Below are 18,592 nucleotides of genomic sequence, written 5' to 3'. Positions count from 1 at the left end.
AAGATTTTGGTGTGCCGAATTCACTAGTTAACCAATCAATTATTTAAGCAATTGACCAGTCTACGAATATTTCAATTTTCTTTTTTGTTGCTTGGTTTTAAGGGCTTTTTGACGTTTGATGCGTTGTTGCCAAATTATAAAACCGGTAATAGATAAAAATGCTGGGGCAAGACCAAAAAATGTGTAAAGAAGTTTTATAAAAATACCACCCCAATTTCCAAAATGTAAGGGGTAAGTAAAACTTAAAAGATGTAAATGCCAAGCTTGGTTTTTAACAAAAAAAGATTTGGTTTCTTCGCCAGTTTTGGGATTGTACTGTACGTAATTAGAAAATTCGTAATGAATTGGTAAATCTGTGTCTGTATTGCCATATAATCTTATTTTACTATCCGGTTGTTTAGGCATGCTAATATAAGAAGGTTTAAAACCGGGATAGCTTTCTTTTGCTTTTGCAACAATTTTGTTTAAGGAAACTTCTATTTTGGGCGGATTGGGAATAGGCTCTGCTTTACCTAATTTTCCTGCGTGAGAGTCTACAATAATCAACAATAAAATAAAACCGGTTAAAGCAGTTAGAAAATTAAAAATAAGTGCCCAAACACCAATTGTACGGTGTAATTCTGAAGATAAGGTTTTCATTTTGCTAAAACGCGGACGCATTTTAAAAGTCAAGGTTTTCCAAACAGATTTTCGGTAAAACCAAAAGCCCGTAATTAACGAGCCAAGCAGCATAAAACCTGCTATAAAAGCTATAATTTCTCCAATAAAACCTGCGTGTAATTGGTAATGCAATTTAAGCATCCAGTGTGAAAAGGTTTTGTTGCTGTCTAAATCGCGCAAAATTTTTCCGTTTACCGGATTTAAATAGAGATAGCGCCTTTGGTCCGGTCTTCTAATTTCTATTTCTATAGCTCTGTTGGCCGTGTTGGGAATGTGTTTTATACGAGCGTCCCAATTTTCGTATTTTTTTCTAACTTCCGCGTAAGCGTTATCTAAAGAAACAGCTTGTGAAGTGTTTTCTAAATAAACAACATCGCGATTTAAAAAGGCTTCAATCTCATCGTCAAAAACAATGGCTGCGCCACTTAGACTCATAACCAAAATAAATATTCCGGCCAATAATCCCAGCCATTTATGAATAGATAAAAGTTTTCGTTTCAACATAATTTTTCCTAAAGTTAGAGTAGTGTATTACAGCTTTTAGAAGACTTTTGTGCTATGGTGATTTTTAATTTCCGTAAAGTAAATTGTATTCTTATTTAAGGAACAAGGCTGTCTAAATAATTAGACCTTTTAGACAACCTTGTCATTATTTTACGCAGAATATTTAGTGTAAAATCTGCGTTTATTATTGCTTTGAGAAATGCAAAATTATATTGCTTTATGCAAACGTTGCATATTAGAAATATAACCGGGCACGTCTAAACCTTCTACGTAAGAACCGTCTGTGTTGTATTCTATAACTTTATACTGCTCGTCATCGCTTACTTTTATAGCGCCATACTGAATGCCGTCAAAAGTGTAAAGATTTTCGGAATAAGAAGGGGCTAATGGTCTGTCTACTTTTCTTATAATTTCATTTTCAGGAAGATTAATTTCATAGGTTTCCCAAACCAAACCGTAATAATTTATGGCTTCAACATCTGGCGACCAAGGTAAAATGCTTGTATCTAGTACTTTTACGTAACCGTGGTTCATTTTTGGCGAGTTGGTAAGACCTATTCCTACTTTTTTGCCTTCTATTTGATTCATAAAATTAGGATCGTAATCTTGATCAAAATCGTTTGCGCCGGCAGCCACTTTTAAAATACAGCCGCAGTCTTCGTTTTCTCTTGCTTCTGTGCTAAAGTGGTAACGCTCGCTTACGCCATAATAAACATCGCCATTAGGCATAAAAGCAGTTTCTACTGCCAAAGCACAGCGAGTGTCTTCGTTATAAGAAAGCACTTGGTCGTTTTCAACATCTACCACAGCCAAACCGGTTTTATCTAAGTGGGTATTGTTGGCAAAATTTACCCAGCCTACAGGAATAAGCATTTGGTTGCCATTTACTTGGTAATCTCCAAAACCTAATTGTGTGCTAAAACCTTGGTAGCCATCTGCAAATTCTGCCGGAAGGTCAAAAGAGCCGGTAATGACCATTTCTTCCGGATTCCAGATAACAATTTGTCCTTGCGTATTATCTATATAATAAGCTTTTGTTTCACTTAAAAAAACATTTCTTTTTTGCAAAGAAGTAACTCCTTGGTTGGTTAAAGAAAAACTTTCTCCTGGTTCTATTGTTTGGTTTTCTTGGTTAATGTTATAACGGGTAAAAGTCATATTTTCTCCGTCTCCAATTACAAAATAATCTGCATTTTCTGGAGCAAAAAATCTAGATTTACCAGAAACCTCTAAAGCTTGTGAAGCATCTACGGCGCCACTCATAATTTCGTTTACTAAAGAAACATAATTTGTTCTACCATCTGGTGTATTTACCCGCCAGTAAACAGCATATAAATCTTCTTGCGGATTATTATTATTGCTCACAGCATCGTCGTCGCTGCTACAAGAAAAGAAAGTAAATGCAAATAAAGCCAGCGCCATAAGACGTATTCCGTTAAGCTTGTTAAACATTCTTGTTTTTTTCTGTTGATTTTTCATTTTGTGTTTGTTTTAATTTAAAATTGTGTAGTTAATTTAATATAGAAAGCCCTTCCCGGACGCTGTACGCCAAAAAAGTCATACACATCTGTGTCTGCCAAATTTTGAATTTCTGCAGTAAGAGCGGTTTTTACAGATTTGATGGGTAATTCATAAGTTACTCCCAGATTGTGAACAAATTGTGCCGGTATTTGATCTTTAAACTGTATTAAACCAACACTTTCCCAGCCGCGATAAAACTCATATACATAATGCGTGGTCCAAAAAGCAGTTAATTTGTCTTTTGCATCAAATAATTTAAAAAAGCGGTAATTTACTTTTGTATTGCCAAAAAGATAAGGTCGGTTAGGAATCCGATCTCCATTATACCTGCCAAACTCACCTTCCGAAGATTGGTTGGTAAAATCTTGCCAAGTAGCGTTGGCTTCTAAACGTAATTTATTATTGGCGGTTTCCCAAAAAGCAGAAACTTCTGCGCCCAAAGATCTGGCGGCAAAAACATTTTGATAGCTAAAAACTTCATTGTTACCTAACAACAAAATAAGCTGGTCTGTACTACGAAGAAAAGCGTTGAATTTTATATTCCAATTAGAAGAAGCAGTTGGATTATTGCCGTAATTTATTTCTAAATTGGCATTATGACTTCTCTCCGGTTTTAAAGCTAGGTTTGGAACCACTAATCTACCGTTACCAAAAATTTGTGTAGGTCGTGGTAAACGCGTTGCCCATTCGTAAGAAGCTTTTAAAAGCCATTGCGAATTTATTTTAAACCGGAAACTATTTCCAAAGCCAAAATTATGCGTGTTTTGGTCCCTGTTAATAGGTAAACCACTGGTTTTTTCGGTGGCTTCTACACTATATAGATAATCTTTTGCAAAAAGAATGTTTTCTATTTTCTTATTAGAAGATTGCCAGATATATTCCAGTCCGTTTACCCAACTAAAAATACTTTGTTCTTTATCTGGTGTTTTTTGTGATTGTCCTTCGGCAAGCCATCTTTCTTTTATGGTTCTTGAAATATAGGTTGGGGCAGAAGAAAAATGCAAATTATGTTGCGGTGCTAGTTGGTAGTTTAAGTTAAATCTTCCGTAAAGGTTATCGTCTTTTGTAAGTAGATTAGTTGCGTTACCAACTTCTCCGGGCGTACTTTTTATAATATCGCCATTATTATTTCTTACCTTTTCGCCATACCAGTTGTAAATATATTTGCTAGTGTCTATAAAAGTTATTTTGCGTTGGGTATACCCAGCGGCAGTTTTCAATTTTAATTTTTCGGAAAGATTTTTTCTGTAACGAAGCAATGCACCATAATTGTCTTCTTCGCTGGTAACCTCACCATAAACAATAGACATAATGTTGTTGTTCTGAATGTCTTTTTGGTAGATATTGGCAAAAACTTCTACAGACAACTCGTTAACCCAGCTTCTATTTCGTACGCCAAAAGTACCTCGCAATCCTGCGCCCTTATAAGCATCGTGAAAACGTGGTACACGAACTTCTTTTAATTTTCCACCTTCGCCGGCAATTTCTACATCTACTTCATAATTGTTTTTTGCATAGTCGTAGAAAGAGCTTCCGCGGAAGAAAAGTCCGTTTTCATTTAATTTTGTTTCTCCGTTTACCGCCAAACGATGCGTACCAAAAGCTCCCGTTTGGTAAGAAATAGCACCGGTATTTTGAATAGAATCTTTTTGAGAAACCAAATTTACAACGCCACCAAGCGCGTCTGCGCCCAAAGAGACAGGAACCACACCTTTATAGACTTCTACCTGATCTACCAAGTTTACCGGAACATTGGCAATACCAGAACTATACCCCATAAAATCTAACGGAATGCCATCTACCATAAACCGAATTTGATCGTCTGTAAGTCCGTTTAACGAAAACCGCGTATTAGAACCTAAGCCACCACTGCGTCTAACGTTTACACCGGAAGTTCTGGTAAGTATTTCGCCTAAATCTGCAGTTTGTAGTTTAACTTCTTTGGTCTCTATTACCGAAACTGCTTTGGCGGATTGGCGTAATTTGCCAACTTTATTTTGACCAAGCAGCAAGACTTCTTCTATTTCTGCAATACTTTCTTGCAGTCGAAAATTTACTTTTAATTCTTCTCCGGCCTTTAGGCTTAGCTTTTGCTTTACGGAAGAAAAACCCAAACCCGAAACCAAAAGTGTATACGATTTTGGCGCTAAATTCTCCAGTTTAAATTCGCCATCAAAATTGGTAGATACACCTTTTTTAGTGCCTTCTAGCTGTATGCTGATAAAAGGCAGCAAGTTGTCATTATAATCGGTTACTTTACCGCTAATACTGCCGGTTTTATTTTGTCCGTAAAGCGGAAAAACAGCTACGAGAATAAAAACCAATACACTTGTTAAAAGACGCTTCATTTATTTAGACCGAATAAAAATAGGCTGCAAATGTAATGGCTAGGCTTTTAACTACCAAAACAAATTCTTGATTTTTTTACCGATTAAATTGTGATGATAAACGCTTTAACTGCTATTGTAATTTGACTTTGCAATAGCCTAGGCTTACACTTTTTGTAATGGTTTGTGTATGTGTATTTTATAACAAATCAATTTTTTCTTTTTGGCATTGTTCCATAATTCCGGTATCCCAAATACTGCTTTGAATTTCTCCTATATGTTTTTTGTTTAATAAGAACATGCAAATTCTAGATTGGCCAATTCCGCCTCCAATAGAGGCTGGTAATACTTTTTTCAATAATAATTGGTGGTAATAAAAGTGTTGTTTTTCCAATTGATTTCTAATTTTAAGTTGTTGCATTAAAGTTTCCGGACTCACACGAATTCCCATAGAAGAGATTTCAAAGGCGTGTTTTAAGATTGGGTTCCAAAGTAAAATATCGCCATTTAAACCGGAATAGCCGTTAAGGGTTGGGGTAGACCAGTCGTCATAATCTGGCGCCCGGCCATCGTGTGGTTCTCCGTTGCTTAAAGCGCCACCAATACCAATTAAAAAGACGGCGCCAAATTTTTTGGTTATTTTGTTTTCCCGTTCTTTCGGACTTGAATCCGGATACATTTTTAGTAAATCTTCGGCGTGGATAAAGGTTATTTCTTTTGGAAGTTTTTTATCTATGCCATGTTTTTTGTGAAGTTTTTCTTCGGTTTTCCGTAAAGCTTTAAAAATTGCTTTTACCGTATGTTTTAGAGAAGCGAGTGTTCTTTCTTCAGGAGTAATTACTTTTTCCCAATCCCATTGGTCTACGTAAATAGAATGTATGGGGCTGTAATCTTCGTCTGGTCTAATGGCGCGCATATCTGTTATAATGCCGGAGTTTGGTTGCATTTCTAACTCTTTTAAACGGCAGCGTTTCCATTTTGCAAGCGAGTTTACTACAACAGCTTTACGGTCTTGCAAGGCTTTTACCGGAAAGTTTACACAGCGCTCGTGTCCGTTTAAATCGTCGTTAATACCGGTGCCTTCCAACACGGCGATTGGTGCAGAAACTTGGGTTAAGTTTAAGTGTTTTTGCAATTGTTTTCTAAAGGTCTTCTTGCTAAACAAGAGTTGTTTTTCGGTGGTAAGAATGTCAGTTTTCATCGTTTTTAAATTTTAGGTTATAAAAAAAGCCTGCTAACTTGGTTAGCAGGCTGAATTAGGATACAACAATCTGCTACCGTTTTTAGGTAGAATTATTATTGTTGTTATTATTAATTGATTTTTGCATTGTACTTATCTAAATAAAAAAAGCCTTTCCGGTTAAAGAAAGGCTTTTTAAAATATTAATCTTAAAACTTCACGCCTTTCTCTTTTCAGTTAAATTAAAATTAACTGAATTAAAATAAGCGGCATTATGAAAAAATTTAATTATCATACCTACAAAGCTAAACTATTTTCTAGCTTGAGCAAATTTAATTGCTAAATTTTTAAATATATTAGTTAATGTTTGTTATTTTATCGATTAAAGTGTGCATTTATTGAATTAATCTATGAAATTTTTCAATATTTTCGGGTTTTCCGTTAAGGAATAGCAAATCATTTTGATGTAGTTTTTCGGTTGGTTCTATATGGTCTAAAGTATCTCCTTTACGCTTAATGGCCAAAATGTTTACACCATATTTTGCGCGCAAGCTTAAGTCTTCTAAGCTCTCGCCAATTAATTTACCGCTGTCTTTATTTACACGTAAACAAGTAATATTAAAGTCTGGAAACTTGGTTCTGGGCTTAAAGGTTTTTGGTAATTTTGTTGTGTTTTGGAACAATTCATAGTTGTCTGCCCGAATAATTTCCGTAAAGTGTTGTATGTCGTCTTCGGGTACTAAAAAATTATGCAGCACGCGCGAGAATATTTCTACGGAAGTTTCAAATTCTTCCGGAATTACTTCATCCGCGCCAAGCGCCAACAATTCTGAAATTTCTTTAACATAACGCGTTCTAACCAGTAAAAAAATAGATTTTGAAAATAAACGCACGTTACCAACTACGGTTTTGGTAGCTTTATCGTCTGAAATTGCAATCACTACCGCACGGGCTTTATCTAAATTGATGGTAGATAAAATATGCTCTTTGGTGGCATCTCCAAAAATTATAGGAATACCTTTGGCTTTTTCGCGTTGCACAGTTTCTGCATTGAATTCTACCACCACATACGGAATGTTACTGTAATGTGCCGCTCGTGCCAAATTAGAGCCGTTTATACCAAAACCAATTATTACCAAGTGGTTTTTTAAGCTATCGTCTTCTATGTGGGCGGTTTCTACAGCCTGCGGAACTTTGCTTATCTTTTGCATTATCTTGCTGTGCAAAAACTTATCTGTTATAGACTCTGCAAACATAATTACAAAGGGTGTAATGAGCATAGAAACAATAGAAACTGCCAAGAAATATTGGTTGGTAGCGTTGCTAAGCAAGCCGTATTCTATACCAACTTTAGATAAGATAAAAGCAAATTCCCCTACTTGAAACAGAGAAAATCCGGTAATTAAAGCGGTTTTAGGGCTATATTTTAAAATGCGGATGGCTATTGCAATAATGGTAGATTTTACGATAAGTACGCCAAAGACAATTAATAAAATGAACAATACATGCTCACCAAAAAAGCTTAGATTTAGTAACATTCCTATAGAGATAAAAAAGAAACTGGTAAACAACTCCCTAAAAGGTAAAATTATACTGGTTGCTTGATGGCTGTATTCTGATTCTGAAATAATTAATCCGGCTAAAAACGCCCCCAGGGCCAAAGATAAACCTGCCGCCGAAGTTAAAAATGCAACTGCAAAACAAATAGTTATGGTGGTGAGCAAAAACAAATCTTTACTACGTGTTTTGGCAATGGCGTGCATTAGTTTTGGCACTAAATATTTAGCGCTTACAATTGTGATAATGACAACCACTGCAGATTTGAGCAAGAGCATTAAAACACTTTGGGTAACATTACTGGATTCGCCGGCAATAATTGGCGTAAACAACATCATTGGTACAACGATTATATCTTGAAATATAAGTATTGCCAAGGCGTTTTTACCTTGTGGTGTATTGATTTCGTTACGGTCTTGAAAAACGCTTAGTACGATTGCCGTACTAGATAAAGAAAACAAAAAACCCACAAAAGTGGCTTCGGCTAGGCTGTTTCCCAATAAGAAATAAGCCGCTCCGGTAACCAAAATAGTAATTCCTACTTGTAGACTACCGCCTATAAAAACCGTTTTTTTAATGGAAGCTAATTGTTTGATAGACAGTTCCATACCAATTACAAAAAGTAAGAGAATTATACCAATTTCAGAAAGCACTTCAATTTGCTCTTCTGCGGCAATTAATCCCAAACCATAAGGCCCAATTACGATTCCCGTAATCAAAAATCCTAAGATAGAAGGTAGCTTTAAACGCTGAAGTAAAAACACAATTACCACCGAAAAGCCTAAAAGAATAAGAATGTCTTGTAAAAGTGGAAAGTGCATATAGTTTTATAATTTAAGTACAGATGAAGCTGTTATGGTTAATGCTATTGAAAACTTTTAGCAATTGATGTCAAAGATAAACTTTTTGAGAAAATGCAAATACAGGCATTAGATAATTCTAACACAGTTTTAAAAAATAACTGCTTATTTTCATTGGTAGCTTTTTTACGGTGTTGGGTAAATAGAGCATAAAGTAGGTAAAGAAAAAAAAGCAGAAATAACCCCAAATAAAATTATACTTGCGATGAAAAGCGTAGTTAAAATCACGATTTTATTTTCAGAACGGTAGTTCACGTAATTCAATAGTAATTGCCCGGCAAAAGCCAACAACTGAAAAGGTAATAGTTGTCTTGCACAGGCTTCCGTACTTTCATTAAAATATATTACATAGCTGAGTAAACCCACGACAACATGCAAAACACTAAAAACAATTACGGTTATTTGAGGAAATTTATATCTGGAAGAAAGAGTCATATTTTTTAGAATATTTTTTAAAATTAAGCAGAATAAATAGTTAGACCAAATGCATTAATATAACTTAAACAAATAATCTTGTTGTTTGCCTCTTTATTATTTAAAATAATGAAATTCAATTTCTTATTATTATAAGTGGCTATAACGGTGGTGGCATTAGAGACGTTGCTGTAAATGCATCTATTTCTAAATGATTTTTTAAAGAAGGTGTACAAGGTATTAATCAAATTGGCGGTATAACCGGAAGTATTTTAAGTAATTCTGCTATAAGTGAATGCTTTTTGGAAGAAAGCGTTAGCGGATATTATTTAGCAGGTGGCGCTTTAGTATTCTACTTTTGGTTTTAATAAAAATACAGAAAATCTGGTAGAAAATTCTTATTCTGGCTGTACTATAAGCTTTATTTTAGGTAGAGTAGCAGGTTTTTACGGTGAAGGTTCTGTTTTTACTATCAAAAATTGTTGTGCTACCGGCGAGGTTTTTGGCTCCGATATTACCAGAAAAGATTATAAAGAAATAATCTTGTTTTAGATTTAATTAAAAAGTCTCCAAAACTACTAGCTTTTGGAGACTTTTTTTAAACTCCGAATTCTTGTTTTATCTCTTTCACTGTTTCTCTGGCTGTTTTGCCCACGCCATAGATAGTAGCCGAGGCAAATCCTGTCCAATTGCCATAACCTACCAGCCACAAGTTTGGTTCTAGAAGACTTCGTGTCTTTTTAGTTTTTATTTTGCCATTTTGAAGCAAGTTGAAGTTTTTTAAATGCTTTGAATTTGGCTTAAAACCGGTACACCAAATCACGGCATCAAAATTTTCTGGTGTTCCATCCGGCCAAACCACCCCCTTTTCGTAAAAAGAGATAAATGGCCTAACACTTTTTAAATCGCCACGATCTCGCGCTTTTTTTACGCTTTCTACCATTACTATATTATCTAGGCTAATTTGTTTACTTTTCTTGCCCCTATAAATTTCGTTTGCTTCTTTAAACAAATAGCGTCCGTCTATCTCATCGGGTAAAAAAACAGGTTCTTTTTTTGTAACCCAAGTAGGGTTGGCAACTTTGCTTATTTCTGCCAAAATTTGTGCCCCGGAATTTCCGCCACCAACTACCAGAACTTTTTGATTACTAAATTTTTTAGAATTCCTATAATTTACGGAATGCAATTGCCTTCCTTTAAACAAATCTTGATTAGGATAATTAGGCGTGAAAGGGTTATTTGCCGTTCCAGTAGCGCTTACTAAGTTTTTAGAAAAGTAGGTTTTACCATTGGTAGTAATTTTAAACAAGTCATTTTCCTTTTCTACTTCTAGTACTTTTACCGGCCGCTTAATAGGAAATTTGTAGCGATTTTCGTAAGCTTTTAAGTAAGCTATAAATTCATTTTTTGTAGGGTATTCTTCTTCAGTTTCAGGCATAGGCCAACCAGAAAGTGAATTATAGTCGGTAGGGGAGAAAAGTTTTAGATTATCCCAAGTTTGTAGCCAAGCACCGCCGGGTTTGCTATTCTCGTCTAAAATAAGCCAATCTAAAGCTGTTCGTTTTAAAAAATACCCGACAGATAGTCCAGCTTGACCGCTCCCAATTACTAAAACGTCGTAAATATGCATTACACTAATTTTATACTGAAAGAGTTTTGGAAAACAACTGAATAACCAAAACTCCAATAACGATTAAAACAATTCCCAAAATTGCCGGCAAATCTAAATTTTGTTGAAACCTAAAATAGCCAATCCCCGAAATTAAGATTATTCCTACTGCGCTCCAAATAGCATAAGCAATTCCCATAGGAATTTCTTTTAACGTAACCGATAAAAAATAAAACGAGCAGAGGTAACCAATAAGCATCAACACAGTAGGTTTCCATTCCGTAAAGCCATTAGAATACTTTAGAGCAGTAGTAGCAATGGTTTCAAATAGAATTGCTATCAATAAAAAAATCCATTTCATAATTTATTTGGTTTTTTGATTCGAGAATACGCTTTTAAAATTTCGTTTAAAAGTAAAGGAATTAATCCCATTCCTAACGCCATTAGCCAACCCGGGCCGTCTAACATTTGCAATTTAAAAGCATCTCGTAGTAAAGGGATTTCTAGAACCAATAGTTGTAATAAAAATCCTACAACTATAGCAAGTATTAAAGGTTTGTTACTAAAGAGACCTAGTTGAAAAATAGATAGACGATAATGTCTAAAAGCTAACGAATAGAATAACTGTGCAGAAATAATACTCATAAATGCCATAGTTCTGGCATAGCTTAAAACTTCTTCTGGGATAGAGGCATCAAAAGGGGAATAGCCGTGTTCGTAAAAACCAAACCAGTAGGCAGCAATGGTTAGGGCGCCAATAAGTAAACCTCCAAATATTGCACGCCAACCTTGTTTATGTGCAAAAAAACTTTCTGTTGATGGTCTGGGTTTATGTTGCATTACGTCTTTGGTATCCGGATCCATTCCCAAAGCAATTGCAGGAAGTGAATCTGTTAACAAATTGATCCACAATAATTGTGTAGCGATTAAAGGAGTGGGCATACCCGCTAAAATACATACCAGCATGGTAACTACTTCTCCTATATTGCTGGTAAGTAAAAAAATAACCGATTTCTTGATGTTATTATAAATATTACGACCTTTTTCTACTGCGGTAACAATGGTAGCAAAATTGTCATCGCCTAAAATCATATCTGATGCTCCTTTAGAAACATCGGTGCCGGTGATGCCCATAGCGACACCTATATCTGCATTGCTTAAAGATGGAGCGTCGTTAACACCATCTCCTGTCATAGATACAATATTCCCGGCTTTTTGCAGAGCTCTTACAATAGCTACTTTGTGTTGCGGTGATACTCTTGCAAACACACGGTATTTAACAATATTATTATTTAATTCTTTTTCGTTGAGAGAGTCTAATTCTTGCCCGGTAATTGCCTGGCTTTTATCTTGTGCTATTCCTAGTTTTTTGGCAATAGCCAACGCTGTTTCTTTATGGTCTCCGGTAATCATGATGGTCGTAATTCCGGCAGTGGCAGCTTTTGCTATAGCTGGTTTTACTTCTACCCGTGGCGGATCTATCATGCCAACCAAACCTATAAATATTAAATTTTCTTCCCAGTTTTCTTCCTTCGGGATTGTTGTAATTGGTTTATAGGCTACCGCCAAAGTTCTTAATGCTTGAGAAGACATTTTTTGTATGCTTTCTGCAATAGCTAAATTATGTTGTTTTTTTAAAGGTACTATTTCATCCCCTAAAAGTATTTGTGTGCATTTAGGCAATAAACGGTCTATTGCACCTTTGGTATAAATATTTGTTTCTTCGGAATTTTTTATTGCAACCGACATCATTTTTCTGGTTGCATCAAACGGAAGTTCTTCTAGACGCTTATGGTTTTGGTTCCACGATTCTCTATTTAGTTTTAAATCGTCTGCAAATTTAAGCAATGCAATTTCTGTGGGATCGCCGCTGCTTTTCTCTGCATTTAGGGTTGCATCTGAGCATAAAACCATAGCTTTTGCTAATAGATTTACGGAAGGTTGCTGTGCGTAATCTTGCAACTTAATCGTGCCCGTATGTAATGTATAGAAAGCACTTACCTTCATTTTATTTTGTGTAAGCGTACCAGTTTTATCCGTACAAATAATATTTACAGAACCCAAAGTTTCTACAGCAGGCAAACGTTTGATAATAGCATTGCGTTTAGACATTTTGGTAACACCAATAGAAAGTACAACGGCTACAATGGCGGCTAAGCCTTCTGGAATTGAGGCTACGGCTAAAGATACTGCGGTTAGAAAAAGTTCTGTAACTTCTCTACCTTGTATATAGCCTATTACAAAAATAAGCACACAAACTCCTAAGGCTAGTTTCCCCAAGAGTTTTCCCAATTCGTCCAAACGTTTTTCTAACGGTGTTTTGCTTTCTGTGGTATTAATATCTTCGGCAATTTTACCTACCTCGGTTTCTTCCCCCGTAGCAATAACCACTCCTAGGCCTCTTCCGTAAGTAACCATAGTAGACATATATGCCATGTTTATACGGTCTCCCAAGGCACTGTTTTGTTTCTTTAAAATACTTTGGGCATCTTTATGTACCCGTACAGATTCTCCCGTTAAGGCAGATTCTTCAATTTGCATATTAATAGTTTCCAATAAACGTAAATCTGCAGGTACTAACCTTCCCGTTTCTAGAATTACGATATCTCCGGGTACTAAAGCTTCTGTATTTATTTCTTCTATACTACCATTACGTTTTACCAAGGCTTTTGGTGAAGCCAGTTTTTGAAGTGCGGCAATAGCTTTACCGGCTTTTATTTCTTGAATTACACCTAAACTGGCGTTGATTAAGATTACGAGTAAAATAATGATAGAATCTATATATTCGCCCATAAATAAGGTGATAACCACAGCTCCAATAAGCACATAAATAAGAGCGTCTTTAAGCTGACCTAAAAATAAAGACCAAATATTCTTTGCTTTTTTTTCCCGCCATTTATTGAGTCCGTATTTTTCTAAACGTGTTTCAATTTCTTTGGAAGTTAAACCATTATCTATATCGGTTTTTAATTTTTCGAGTATTTGTTGTATAGATTGGGTATGCCACATAAAAAAAGAGGATTGTCAGGTGATAAAAATAGAAGATTATTTTTAGTACTGCTAATTTTGTATTCTGATAAAAATCAATTTTTCTTCTGAAAATTTTAAATCTCTTGAGGCTTGCCGGCACCCAATCCTACACTAAGTTTCAGTAAAGAAATTCCTATTAAAAAGAACAAGGCATAATTCCATTCTTTACTAAAATCGTGAATAAGTCCTACTAAAAACGGTCCGGTAGCAGCAATTAAATAACCAATAGACTGTACAATACCAGAAAGTTCTGCAGAGGTTTCTGTGTCTGAAGCACGCAAAACAATAAGCAAAAGCGCAAGTCCAAAAGTGCCGCCCAATACAAAACCAACAAGCGAAACCCAAACTGGTACCAAGCCCATTCCCGGAAACAACAGACCTATAAGCGCAATGATTTCTAAGGCTACCAAAACCCAAATTATCAAGCGTTGGTCGGTGCGTTTTCCCGCCCAAAGCGGAATTACCACCGAACCTAAAATTCCCGTGGCTTGCGATAAAGAAAGCATCCAGCCGGAGTAAGCAGTATCGTAACCGTCTTCTATCAAAATGGCCGGTAACCAAGCCAGTATAACATAAAAAGCCATAGACTGCAAGCCCATATATAAAGCCATTTGCCAGACCAATCTCGTGCCGCTTAATTTTTTTAATGCCTCCTTAAACGCTCGACGTGACTTGGTTTTTTTAATATTTTTTATTTGGAACGCCCACAAAACAAAAGCAAAAGCAGAAACTGCTGCCCAAACTCCCAAAGAACCTCGCCAGCCAAAATTATATTCTACCGCTAAAGGAACACTAATTCCTGCAGCAATTGCGGCGCCAATTGCCATCATACTAGAGTAAAGACTGGTAATCATTCCGGCTCTGTCGGGGAAATTTTGTTTGGTAAGCGCAGGGATTAGTACGTTGCCAAATGCAATGCCAATTCCTATAAAAAGCGTTCCCAGATATAAACCGACAATACCAAATATAGAGCGTATAAGAATACCAAAGGTGAGTAAGAGCATTGCGCCCAAAAGCGTTTTTCCTATCCCAAAACGTTTGGTAAATAAAGGCGTAAGCATAGAAATTACGCCAAAAGCCAATAGTGGCAAAGTGGTTAACATACCTACCAAAGCTCCAGAAAGTTCAAAATCTTTTTTAATAAAATCTGCCAAAGGTCCAATATCCGAGAGCGCCGGACGCAAATTTACCGCTATCCCTAAAATACCTGTTATTAGAAATATTTTAGAAGTTTTTAGGTTTTTCCCCATATATGCCAAAACTTAAAAGCTGCAAAATTAAGCTTAATATTTGGCTGACTGTTTTTTTTAACCAAGAATTAAACCGTAAAAGTTCTTGACAAAATTACCGGTATAAACCAATAGCCGTTTCTATAATTTCCTGAATTTCTTTTGGCAGTTCAATTTGATGATGCAGGATTTTTACATCGGTTTTATAGAGTGGGAGTTGGGTTTCAATTTTGGCTTTCATGGTTTGCAAAGATTGCAACAAAGAACGCATAGCGTTTTCTCCGCGCGGCTCGTTTGGCGTAAAAGTAATGGGTAAAACTGCTTTTTCGGCAAATTCTCCAGATGCCGTACACCATTCTAACATGTTTTTGAGCGCTGCAGGGATGTTGTGCGTGTATTCCGGAGTCGAAATTAGGATTAAGTCGGCAGCCAAAACTTTCTTTTTAAATTCCAGAATATTCTTTTGAACTCCTTTTTCCAATCGCGCCGGACTAAATAGAGCGAATTCCTGTAACCCTTCAAAAACTTCCATCTCATCTTCTTTGCACGTCTTTTCAATAGCTTTTAAGAGATAAAAATTGCTGCTGGATGTATTGGCAGAAGCCGAAACACCAAAGATTTTCATTTTTTATTTTAAAGGTACTAATTTTTATATGTCTTCAAAAGGTTTTTACGCTTTCGCGGAATTGTTTTTTGCTGGAAGCATACAGTATCTAAAAAATAAGTATTTTCGGAACCTAAATAAGAAATTATGAAATTTATCTTAAGTGCAATTTTAGTGCTTTTTACCCTGCAACTTTCAGCACAAAAAATAGAAGCCTACCAATTATATAATAAGAAAGGTAGAAAAGTGAATTTTAAAAGACTGGTCAAATCCGTAAAGAAAAAAGATATTATCTTGTTTGGCGAATTGCACGACAATCCTATCGCACACTGGATGCAATTAAAATTAGCAAAAGAATTAAACCATGAAAATGATTTGGTTTTAGGCGCAGAAATGCTAGAAACCGATAACCAAGAAGCACTCAATGATTATTTAAACAATAAAATTAACCAAAAAAGCTTAGATAGCTTAGCGCGTTTATGGGTAAACCATAAAACCGACTATAAGCCATTGGTAGATTTTGCAAAATCTGAAAATTTAAAATTTGTAGCGACAAACATTCCGCGGCGTTACGCGAGCCAAGTATATAGAAACGGTTTTGAAGTTTTGGACACTTTACCGAAAAATGAAAAAAATTGGATAGCACCTTTGCCTATTGACTACGACCCGGATTTGCCTGGTTATAAAAAAATGCTTACAATGATGGAAGATCATAAAAACCCTAATTTCCCGAAAGCGCAAGCAATAAAAGATGCAACAATGGCGTATTTTATTATGAAAAATAGGGCAGAGGGACAACAATTTTTACATTTTAACGGCGCTTATCACAGCAATAATTTTGAAGGTATTTATTGGTACTTAAAGCAAGCAGATAAAGAGGTAAAGATTGCGACTATTTCTACGGTAATGCAAAAAGATGTTTCTAAGTTGGAAGAAGAATATAAATTACAAGCAGATTTTATTTTGGTGGTAGATAAAGAAATGACCAGAACTTATTAAAATAAAAAACCCTTCTTTTAACGGAAGGGTTTTTTGGAGGGGATTAAAGTTTATTTGTCAAAATAACTAAAAGTATCGCCGTTTTTAATCTGCAATAAACTTTCGTAAATCATTCTAATTACATTTTCTACATCTTCGCGATGTACCATTTCTACTGTTGTATGCATATAACGAAGCGGTAAAGAAATTAAAGCAGAAGCCACGCCGCCGTTACTATACGCAAAAGCATCGGTATCTGTTCCGGTCATTCTGCTGGCTGCCAAACGTTGAAAAGGAATTTTGTTCTTTTCGGCGGTTTCTATAATCATTTCGCGCAATTTGTTTTGTACTGCCGGCGCATAACTTATAACCGGACCTGCACCAATTTTGGTATCGCCTTCTTTTTTCTTTTCTATCATTGGCGTTGTGGTGTCGTGGGTTACATCTGTAACAATGGCCACGTTAGGTTTTATGCGTTGGGTAATCATTTCGGCACCGCGTAAACCAACTTCTTCTTGTACAGAGTTGGTAATATAAAGACCAAAATCTAGTTCTTTTTTGTTTTCTTTTAAAAGACGGGCAACTTCAGCAATCATAAATCCGCCCATTCTGTTATCTAAAGCACGACAAACAAATTTATTTTCGTTAAGCACGAAAAATTCATCCGGATAGGTGATTACGCAACCCACGTGAACGCCCAGTTTTTCTACTTCTTCTTTATTGCTGCAACCAACATCAATACAAATATTTTCTATTTTAGGAGATTGTTCATCACTTTTATCGCGGGTATGAATGGCCGGCCAACCAAAAACACCTTTTACAATGCCATTTTTGGTATGAATATTTACACGCTTAGAAGCAGCAATTTGATGATCGCTACCGCCATTGCGTAGAACATAAATTAAACCATCGTCTGTAATATAATTTACGTACCAAGAAATTTCGTCTGCGTGTCCTTCTATAACCACCTTAAATTTTGCATCGGGATTAATAACACCAACAGCAGTACCATAGGTATCTGTAATAAATTCATCTACATATGGTTTTAGATAGTCCATCCATAACTTTTGCCCCTCCCATTCATAGCCTGTAGGCGAAGCGTTATTGAGGTATTGCTCTAAAAATTTTAAGGAATTGTCGTTTAATAATGTTTCTTTTGACATAATAATTAATTCTAATTTTTCACGAAAGTAATAATAATATGTATAATGCGGCTTGTAATAACAATTTTTGGAATGGTTTTAGCTTTCAATAATTAAACTTATTTTCTAATTGAAATATTTAATTTACATACTAAGTTTCTTTGCGCTGCACGGCACATTTGCACAAACCATATCTTCTAAAGCAGTTTTTTCTAAAAAAGAGCTTCCGGCTACTAAAAAAGTAGACTATTTGTTGTTAGAGAAAGACTCGCTTCAAGATATGGCTGCTATAGATTTAGATGAAGTTGTACTAATAGGCAGGTATAATTTTAAAGATCGTAGAGAGCGACACCAGTATTTAATTTTAAAACGAAAAACTTTTAAAGTATGGCCGTATGCAGTTTTAGCTTCAGACAGATTACAGGCTTTACGGAAAAGACTCGGTAATATAAAAACCAAATCAGATAAAAAGCGTTATACTAAAATAGTACAGAATTATATGGAGGATGAGTTTAAGGAAGAATTAAAAAAACTCACCAAAACCGAAGGACAAATTTTAGTCAAATTAATGTATCGACAAACCGGGGAAACAACATTTGATGTAGTGAAAGATTTAAAAAGTGGATGGAATGCATTTTGGTATAATACCACTGCTAGTCTTTTTAATATTTCTTTAAAGGAAGAATTTGATCCTATTCAAGTAAAGGAGGATTATATGATAGAACATATATTACGTAGAGCTTTTCGTACTGAAGAGCTTGAAAGTCATGATGCTAAAATAGATATCTCTTTTCTAGAAGCTATGAAAAAGTGGAAATAAGAAAATAATAACTCAAAATCTTTCACTTTGATTTTCAGGCATTTTAGATAGCAATTAAGAAAAGTTTAAATTTATTTCAAAAAAGGTTTGTTTAGGAAAGAAAAAGGGTTGTATATTTGCACCCGCTTTCGGGCATATTAGTTCATTAAAAGGATGA

At 35.5% G+C, this 18,592-nt stretch carries 14 protein-coding genes; 2 read left to right on the top strand and 12 right to left on the bottom strand.

The genetic code is table 11. From position 1 onward, the window contains the following. Positions 1 to 60: 60 nt before the first annotated feature. From FKR84_RS10995 to FKR84_RS10945, 11 genes are all read right to left on the bottom strand, one after another. On the bottom strand, positions 61 to 1,164 hold the full coding sequence (locus FKR84_RS10995) for a PepSY-associated TM helix domain-containing protein (RefSeq protein ID WP_141422364.1): 1,104 nt from the start codon (positions 1,162 to 1,164) through the stop codon (positions 61 to 63). Between the two features lie 207 nt (positions 1,165 to 1,371). Beyond that, a complete protein-coding gene (locus tag FKR84_RS10990) occupies positions 1,372 to 2,643 on the bottom strand; it encodes a hypothetical protein (protein ID WP_141422363.1) in 1,272 nt (423 codons plus the stop codon). 17 nt (positions 2,644 to 2,660) lie between these two features. Continuing rightward, the gene (locus FKR84_RS10985) at positions 2,661 to 5,033 is read right to left on the bottom strand and encodes a TonB-dependent receptor (protein WP_141422362.1); all 2,373 of its coding nucleotides are present in this window, start codon (positions 5,031 to 5,033) and stop codon (positions 2,661 to 2,663) included. Between the two features lie 178 nt (positions 5,034 to 5,211). Beyond that, a complete protein-coding gene (asnA, locus tag FKR84_RS10980) occupies positions 5,212 to 6,213 on the bottom strand; it encodes an aspartate--ammonia ligase (RefSeq protein ID WP_141422361.1) in 1,002 nt (333 codons plus the stop codon). A 374-nt stretch (positions 6,214 to 6,587) separates the two neighbouring features. Continuing rightward, complete coding sequence (locus tag FKR84_RS10975) at positions 6,588 to 8,570, bottom strand: monovalent cation:proton antiporter family protein (RefSeq protein ID WP_141422360.1); 1,983 nt, start codon at positions 8,568 to 8,570, stop codon at positions 6,588 to 6,590. A 165-nt stretch (positions 8,571 to 8,735) separates the two neighbouring features. Then, complete coding sequence (locus tag FKR84_RS10970; protein WP_141422359.1) at positions 8,736 to 9,044, bottom strand: hypothetical protein; 309 nt, start codon at positions 9,042 to 9,044, stop codon at positions 8,736 to 8,738. A 577-nt stretch (positions 9,045 to 9,621) separates the two neighbouring features. Continuing rightward, entirely contained in the window at positions 9,622 to 10,653 is a 1,032-nt protein-coding gene (locus tag FKR84_RS10965; RefSeq protein ID WP_141422358.1) for an ArsO family NAD(P)H-dependent flavin-containing monooxygenase, read from the bottom strand. Between the two features lie 10 nt (positions 10,654 to 10,663). After that, positions 10,664 to 10,993 carry a DMT family transporter gene (locus FKR84_RS10960; protein WP_141422357.1) on the bottom strand — a complete coding sequence of 110 codons (330 nt, stop codon included), beginning with the start codon at positions 10,991 to 10,993 and terminating at the stop codon, positions 10,664 to 10,666. Next, complete coding sequence (locus FKR84_RS10955; protein WP_141422356.1) at positions 10,990 to 13,641, bottom strand: cation-translocating P-type ATPase; 2,652 nt, start codon at positions 13,639 to 13,641, stop codon at positions 10,990 to 10,992. Before FKR84_RS10955 ends, FKR84_RS10960 begins: the two co-directional genes overlap by 4 nt. A 95-nt stretch (positions 13,642 to 13,736) precedes the next feature. Then, positions 13,737 to 14,912: a CynX/NimT family MFS transporter gene (locus FKR84_RS10950; protein ID WP_141422355.1), complete on the bottom strand. Its 1,176-nt coding sequence runs from the start codon at positions 14,910 to 14,912 to the stop codon at positions 13,737 to 13,739. Positions 14,913 to 15,006: 94 nt separating this feature from the next. Further along, the gene (locus FKR84_RS10945) at positions 15,007 to 15,516 is read right to left on the bottom strand and encodes an NADPH-dependent FMN reductase (protein ID WP_141422354.1); all 510 of its coding nucleotides are present in this window, start codon (positions 15,514 to 15,516) and stop codon (positions 15,007 to 15,009) included. 126 nt (positions 15,517 to 15,642) lie between these two features. Between FKR84_RS10945 and FKR84_RS10940 the strand changes: the two genes are divergently transcribed. Further along, positions 15,643 to 16,494, top strand: a complete 852-nt coding sequence (locus FKR84_RS10940; RefSeq protein WP_141422353.1) for a ChaN family lipoprotein — start codon at positions 15,643 to 15,645, stop codon at positions 16,492 to 16,494. A 50-nt stretch (positions 16,495 to 16,544) separates the two neighbouring features. Here the strand turns inward: FKR84_RS10940 and FKR84_RS10935 are convergent, their stop codons facing one another. Next, on the bottom strand, positions 16,545 to 17,636 hold the full coding sequence (locus FKR84_RS10935; RefSeq protein WP_141422352.1) for a M42 family metallopeptidase: 1,092 nt from the start codon (positions 17,634 to 17,636) through the stop codon (positions 16,545 to 16,547). 109 nt (positions 17,637 to 17,745) lie between these two features. On the opposite strand from FKR84_RS10935, the gene FKR84_RS10930 reads away from it, so the two are divergent. Then, positions 17,746 to 18,435 carry a DUF4294 domain-containing protein gene (locus FKR84_RS10930; RefSeq protein ID WP_233357754.1) on the top strand — a complete coding sequence of 230 codons (690 nt, stop codon included), beginning with the start codon at positions 17,746 to 17,748 and terminating at the stop codon, positions 18,433 to 18,435. Positions 18,436 to 18,592 lie beyond the last annotated feature (157 nt).

Source organism: Haloflavibacter putidus (assembly GCF_006546625.1).
In the GTDB taxonomy this organism is placed as follows: domain Bacteria; phylum Bacteroidota; class Bacteroidia; order Flavobacteriales; family Flavobacteriaceae; genus Mesonia; species Mesonia putida.
This window is presented reverse-complemented; position numbering and strand designations above follow the sequence as displayed.

What these genes read in the sequence shown, in the direction of transcription:
- FKR84_RS10960 (WP_141422357.1), bottom strand. Translation starts at nt 10,993, where the DNA reads ATGAAATGGATTTTTTTATTGATAGCAATTCTATTTGAAACCATTGCT.
- FKR84_RS10975 (WP_141422360.1), bottom strand. Translation starts at nt 8,570, where the DNA reads ATGCACTTTCCACTTTTACAAGACATTCTTATTCTTTTAGGCTTTTCG.
- FKR84_RS10945 (WP_141422354.1), bottom strand. Translation starts at nt 15,516, where the DNA reads ATGAAAATCTTTGGTGTTTCGGCTTCTGCCAATACATCCAGCAGCAAT.
- FKR84_RS10990 (WP_141422363.1), bottom strand. Translation starts at nt 2,643, where the DNA reads ATGAAAAATCAACAGAAAAAAACAAGAATGTTTAACAAGCTTAACGGA.
- FKR84_RS10995 (WP_141422364.1), bottom strand. Translation starts at nt 1,164, where the DNA reads ATGTTGAAACGAAAACTTTTATCTATTCATAAATGGCTGGGATTATTG.
- FKR84_RS10965 (WP_141422358.1), bottom strand. Translation starts at nt 10,653, where the DNA reads ATGCATATTTACGACGTTTTAGTAATTGGGAGCGGTCAAGCTGGACTA.
- FKR84_RS10955 (WP_141422356.1), bottom strand. Translation starts at nt 13,641, where the DNA reads ATGTGGCATACCCAATCTATACAACAAATACTCGAAAAATTAAAAACC.
- FKR84_RS10950 (WP_141422355.1), bottom strand. Translation starts at nt 14,912, where the DNA reads ATGGGGAAAAACCTAAAAACTTCTAAAATATTTCTAATAACAGGTATT.
- asnA (WP_141422361.1), bottom strand. Translation starts at nt 6,213, where the DNA reads ATGAAAACTGACATTCTTACCACCGAAAAACAACTCTTGTTTAGCAAG.
- FKR84_RS10935 (WP_141422352.1), bottom strand. Translation starts at nt 17,636, where the DNA reads ATGTCAAAAGAAACATTATTAAACGACAATTCCTTAAAATTTTTAGAG.
- FKR84_RS10940 (WP_141422353.1), top strand. Translation starts at nt 15,643, where the DNA reads ATGAAATTTATCTTAAGTGCAATTTTAGTGCTTTTTACCCTGCAACTT.
- FKR84_RS10970 (WP_141422359.1), bottom strand. Translation starts at nt 9,044, where the DNA reads ATGACTCTTTCTTCCAGATATAAATTTCCTCAAATAACCGTAATTGTT.
- FKR84_RS10985 (WP_141422362.1), bottom strand. Translation starts at nt 5,033, where the DNA reads ATGAAGCGTCTTTTAACAAGTGTATTGGTTTTTATTCTCGTAGCTGTT.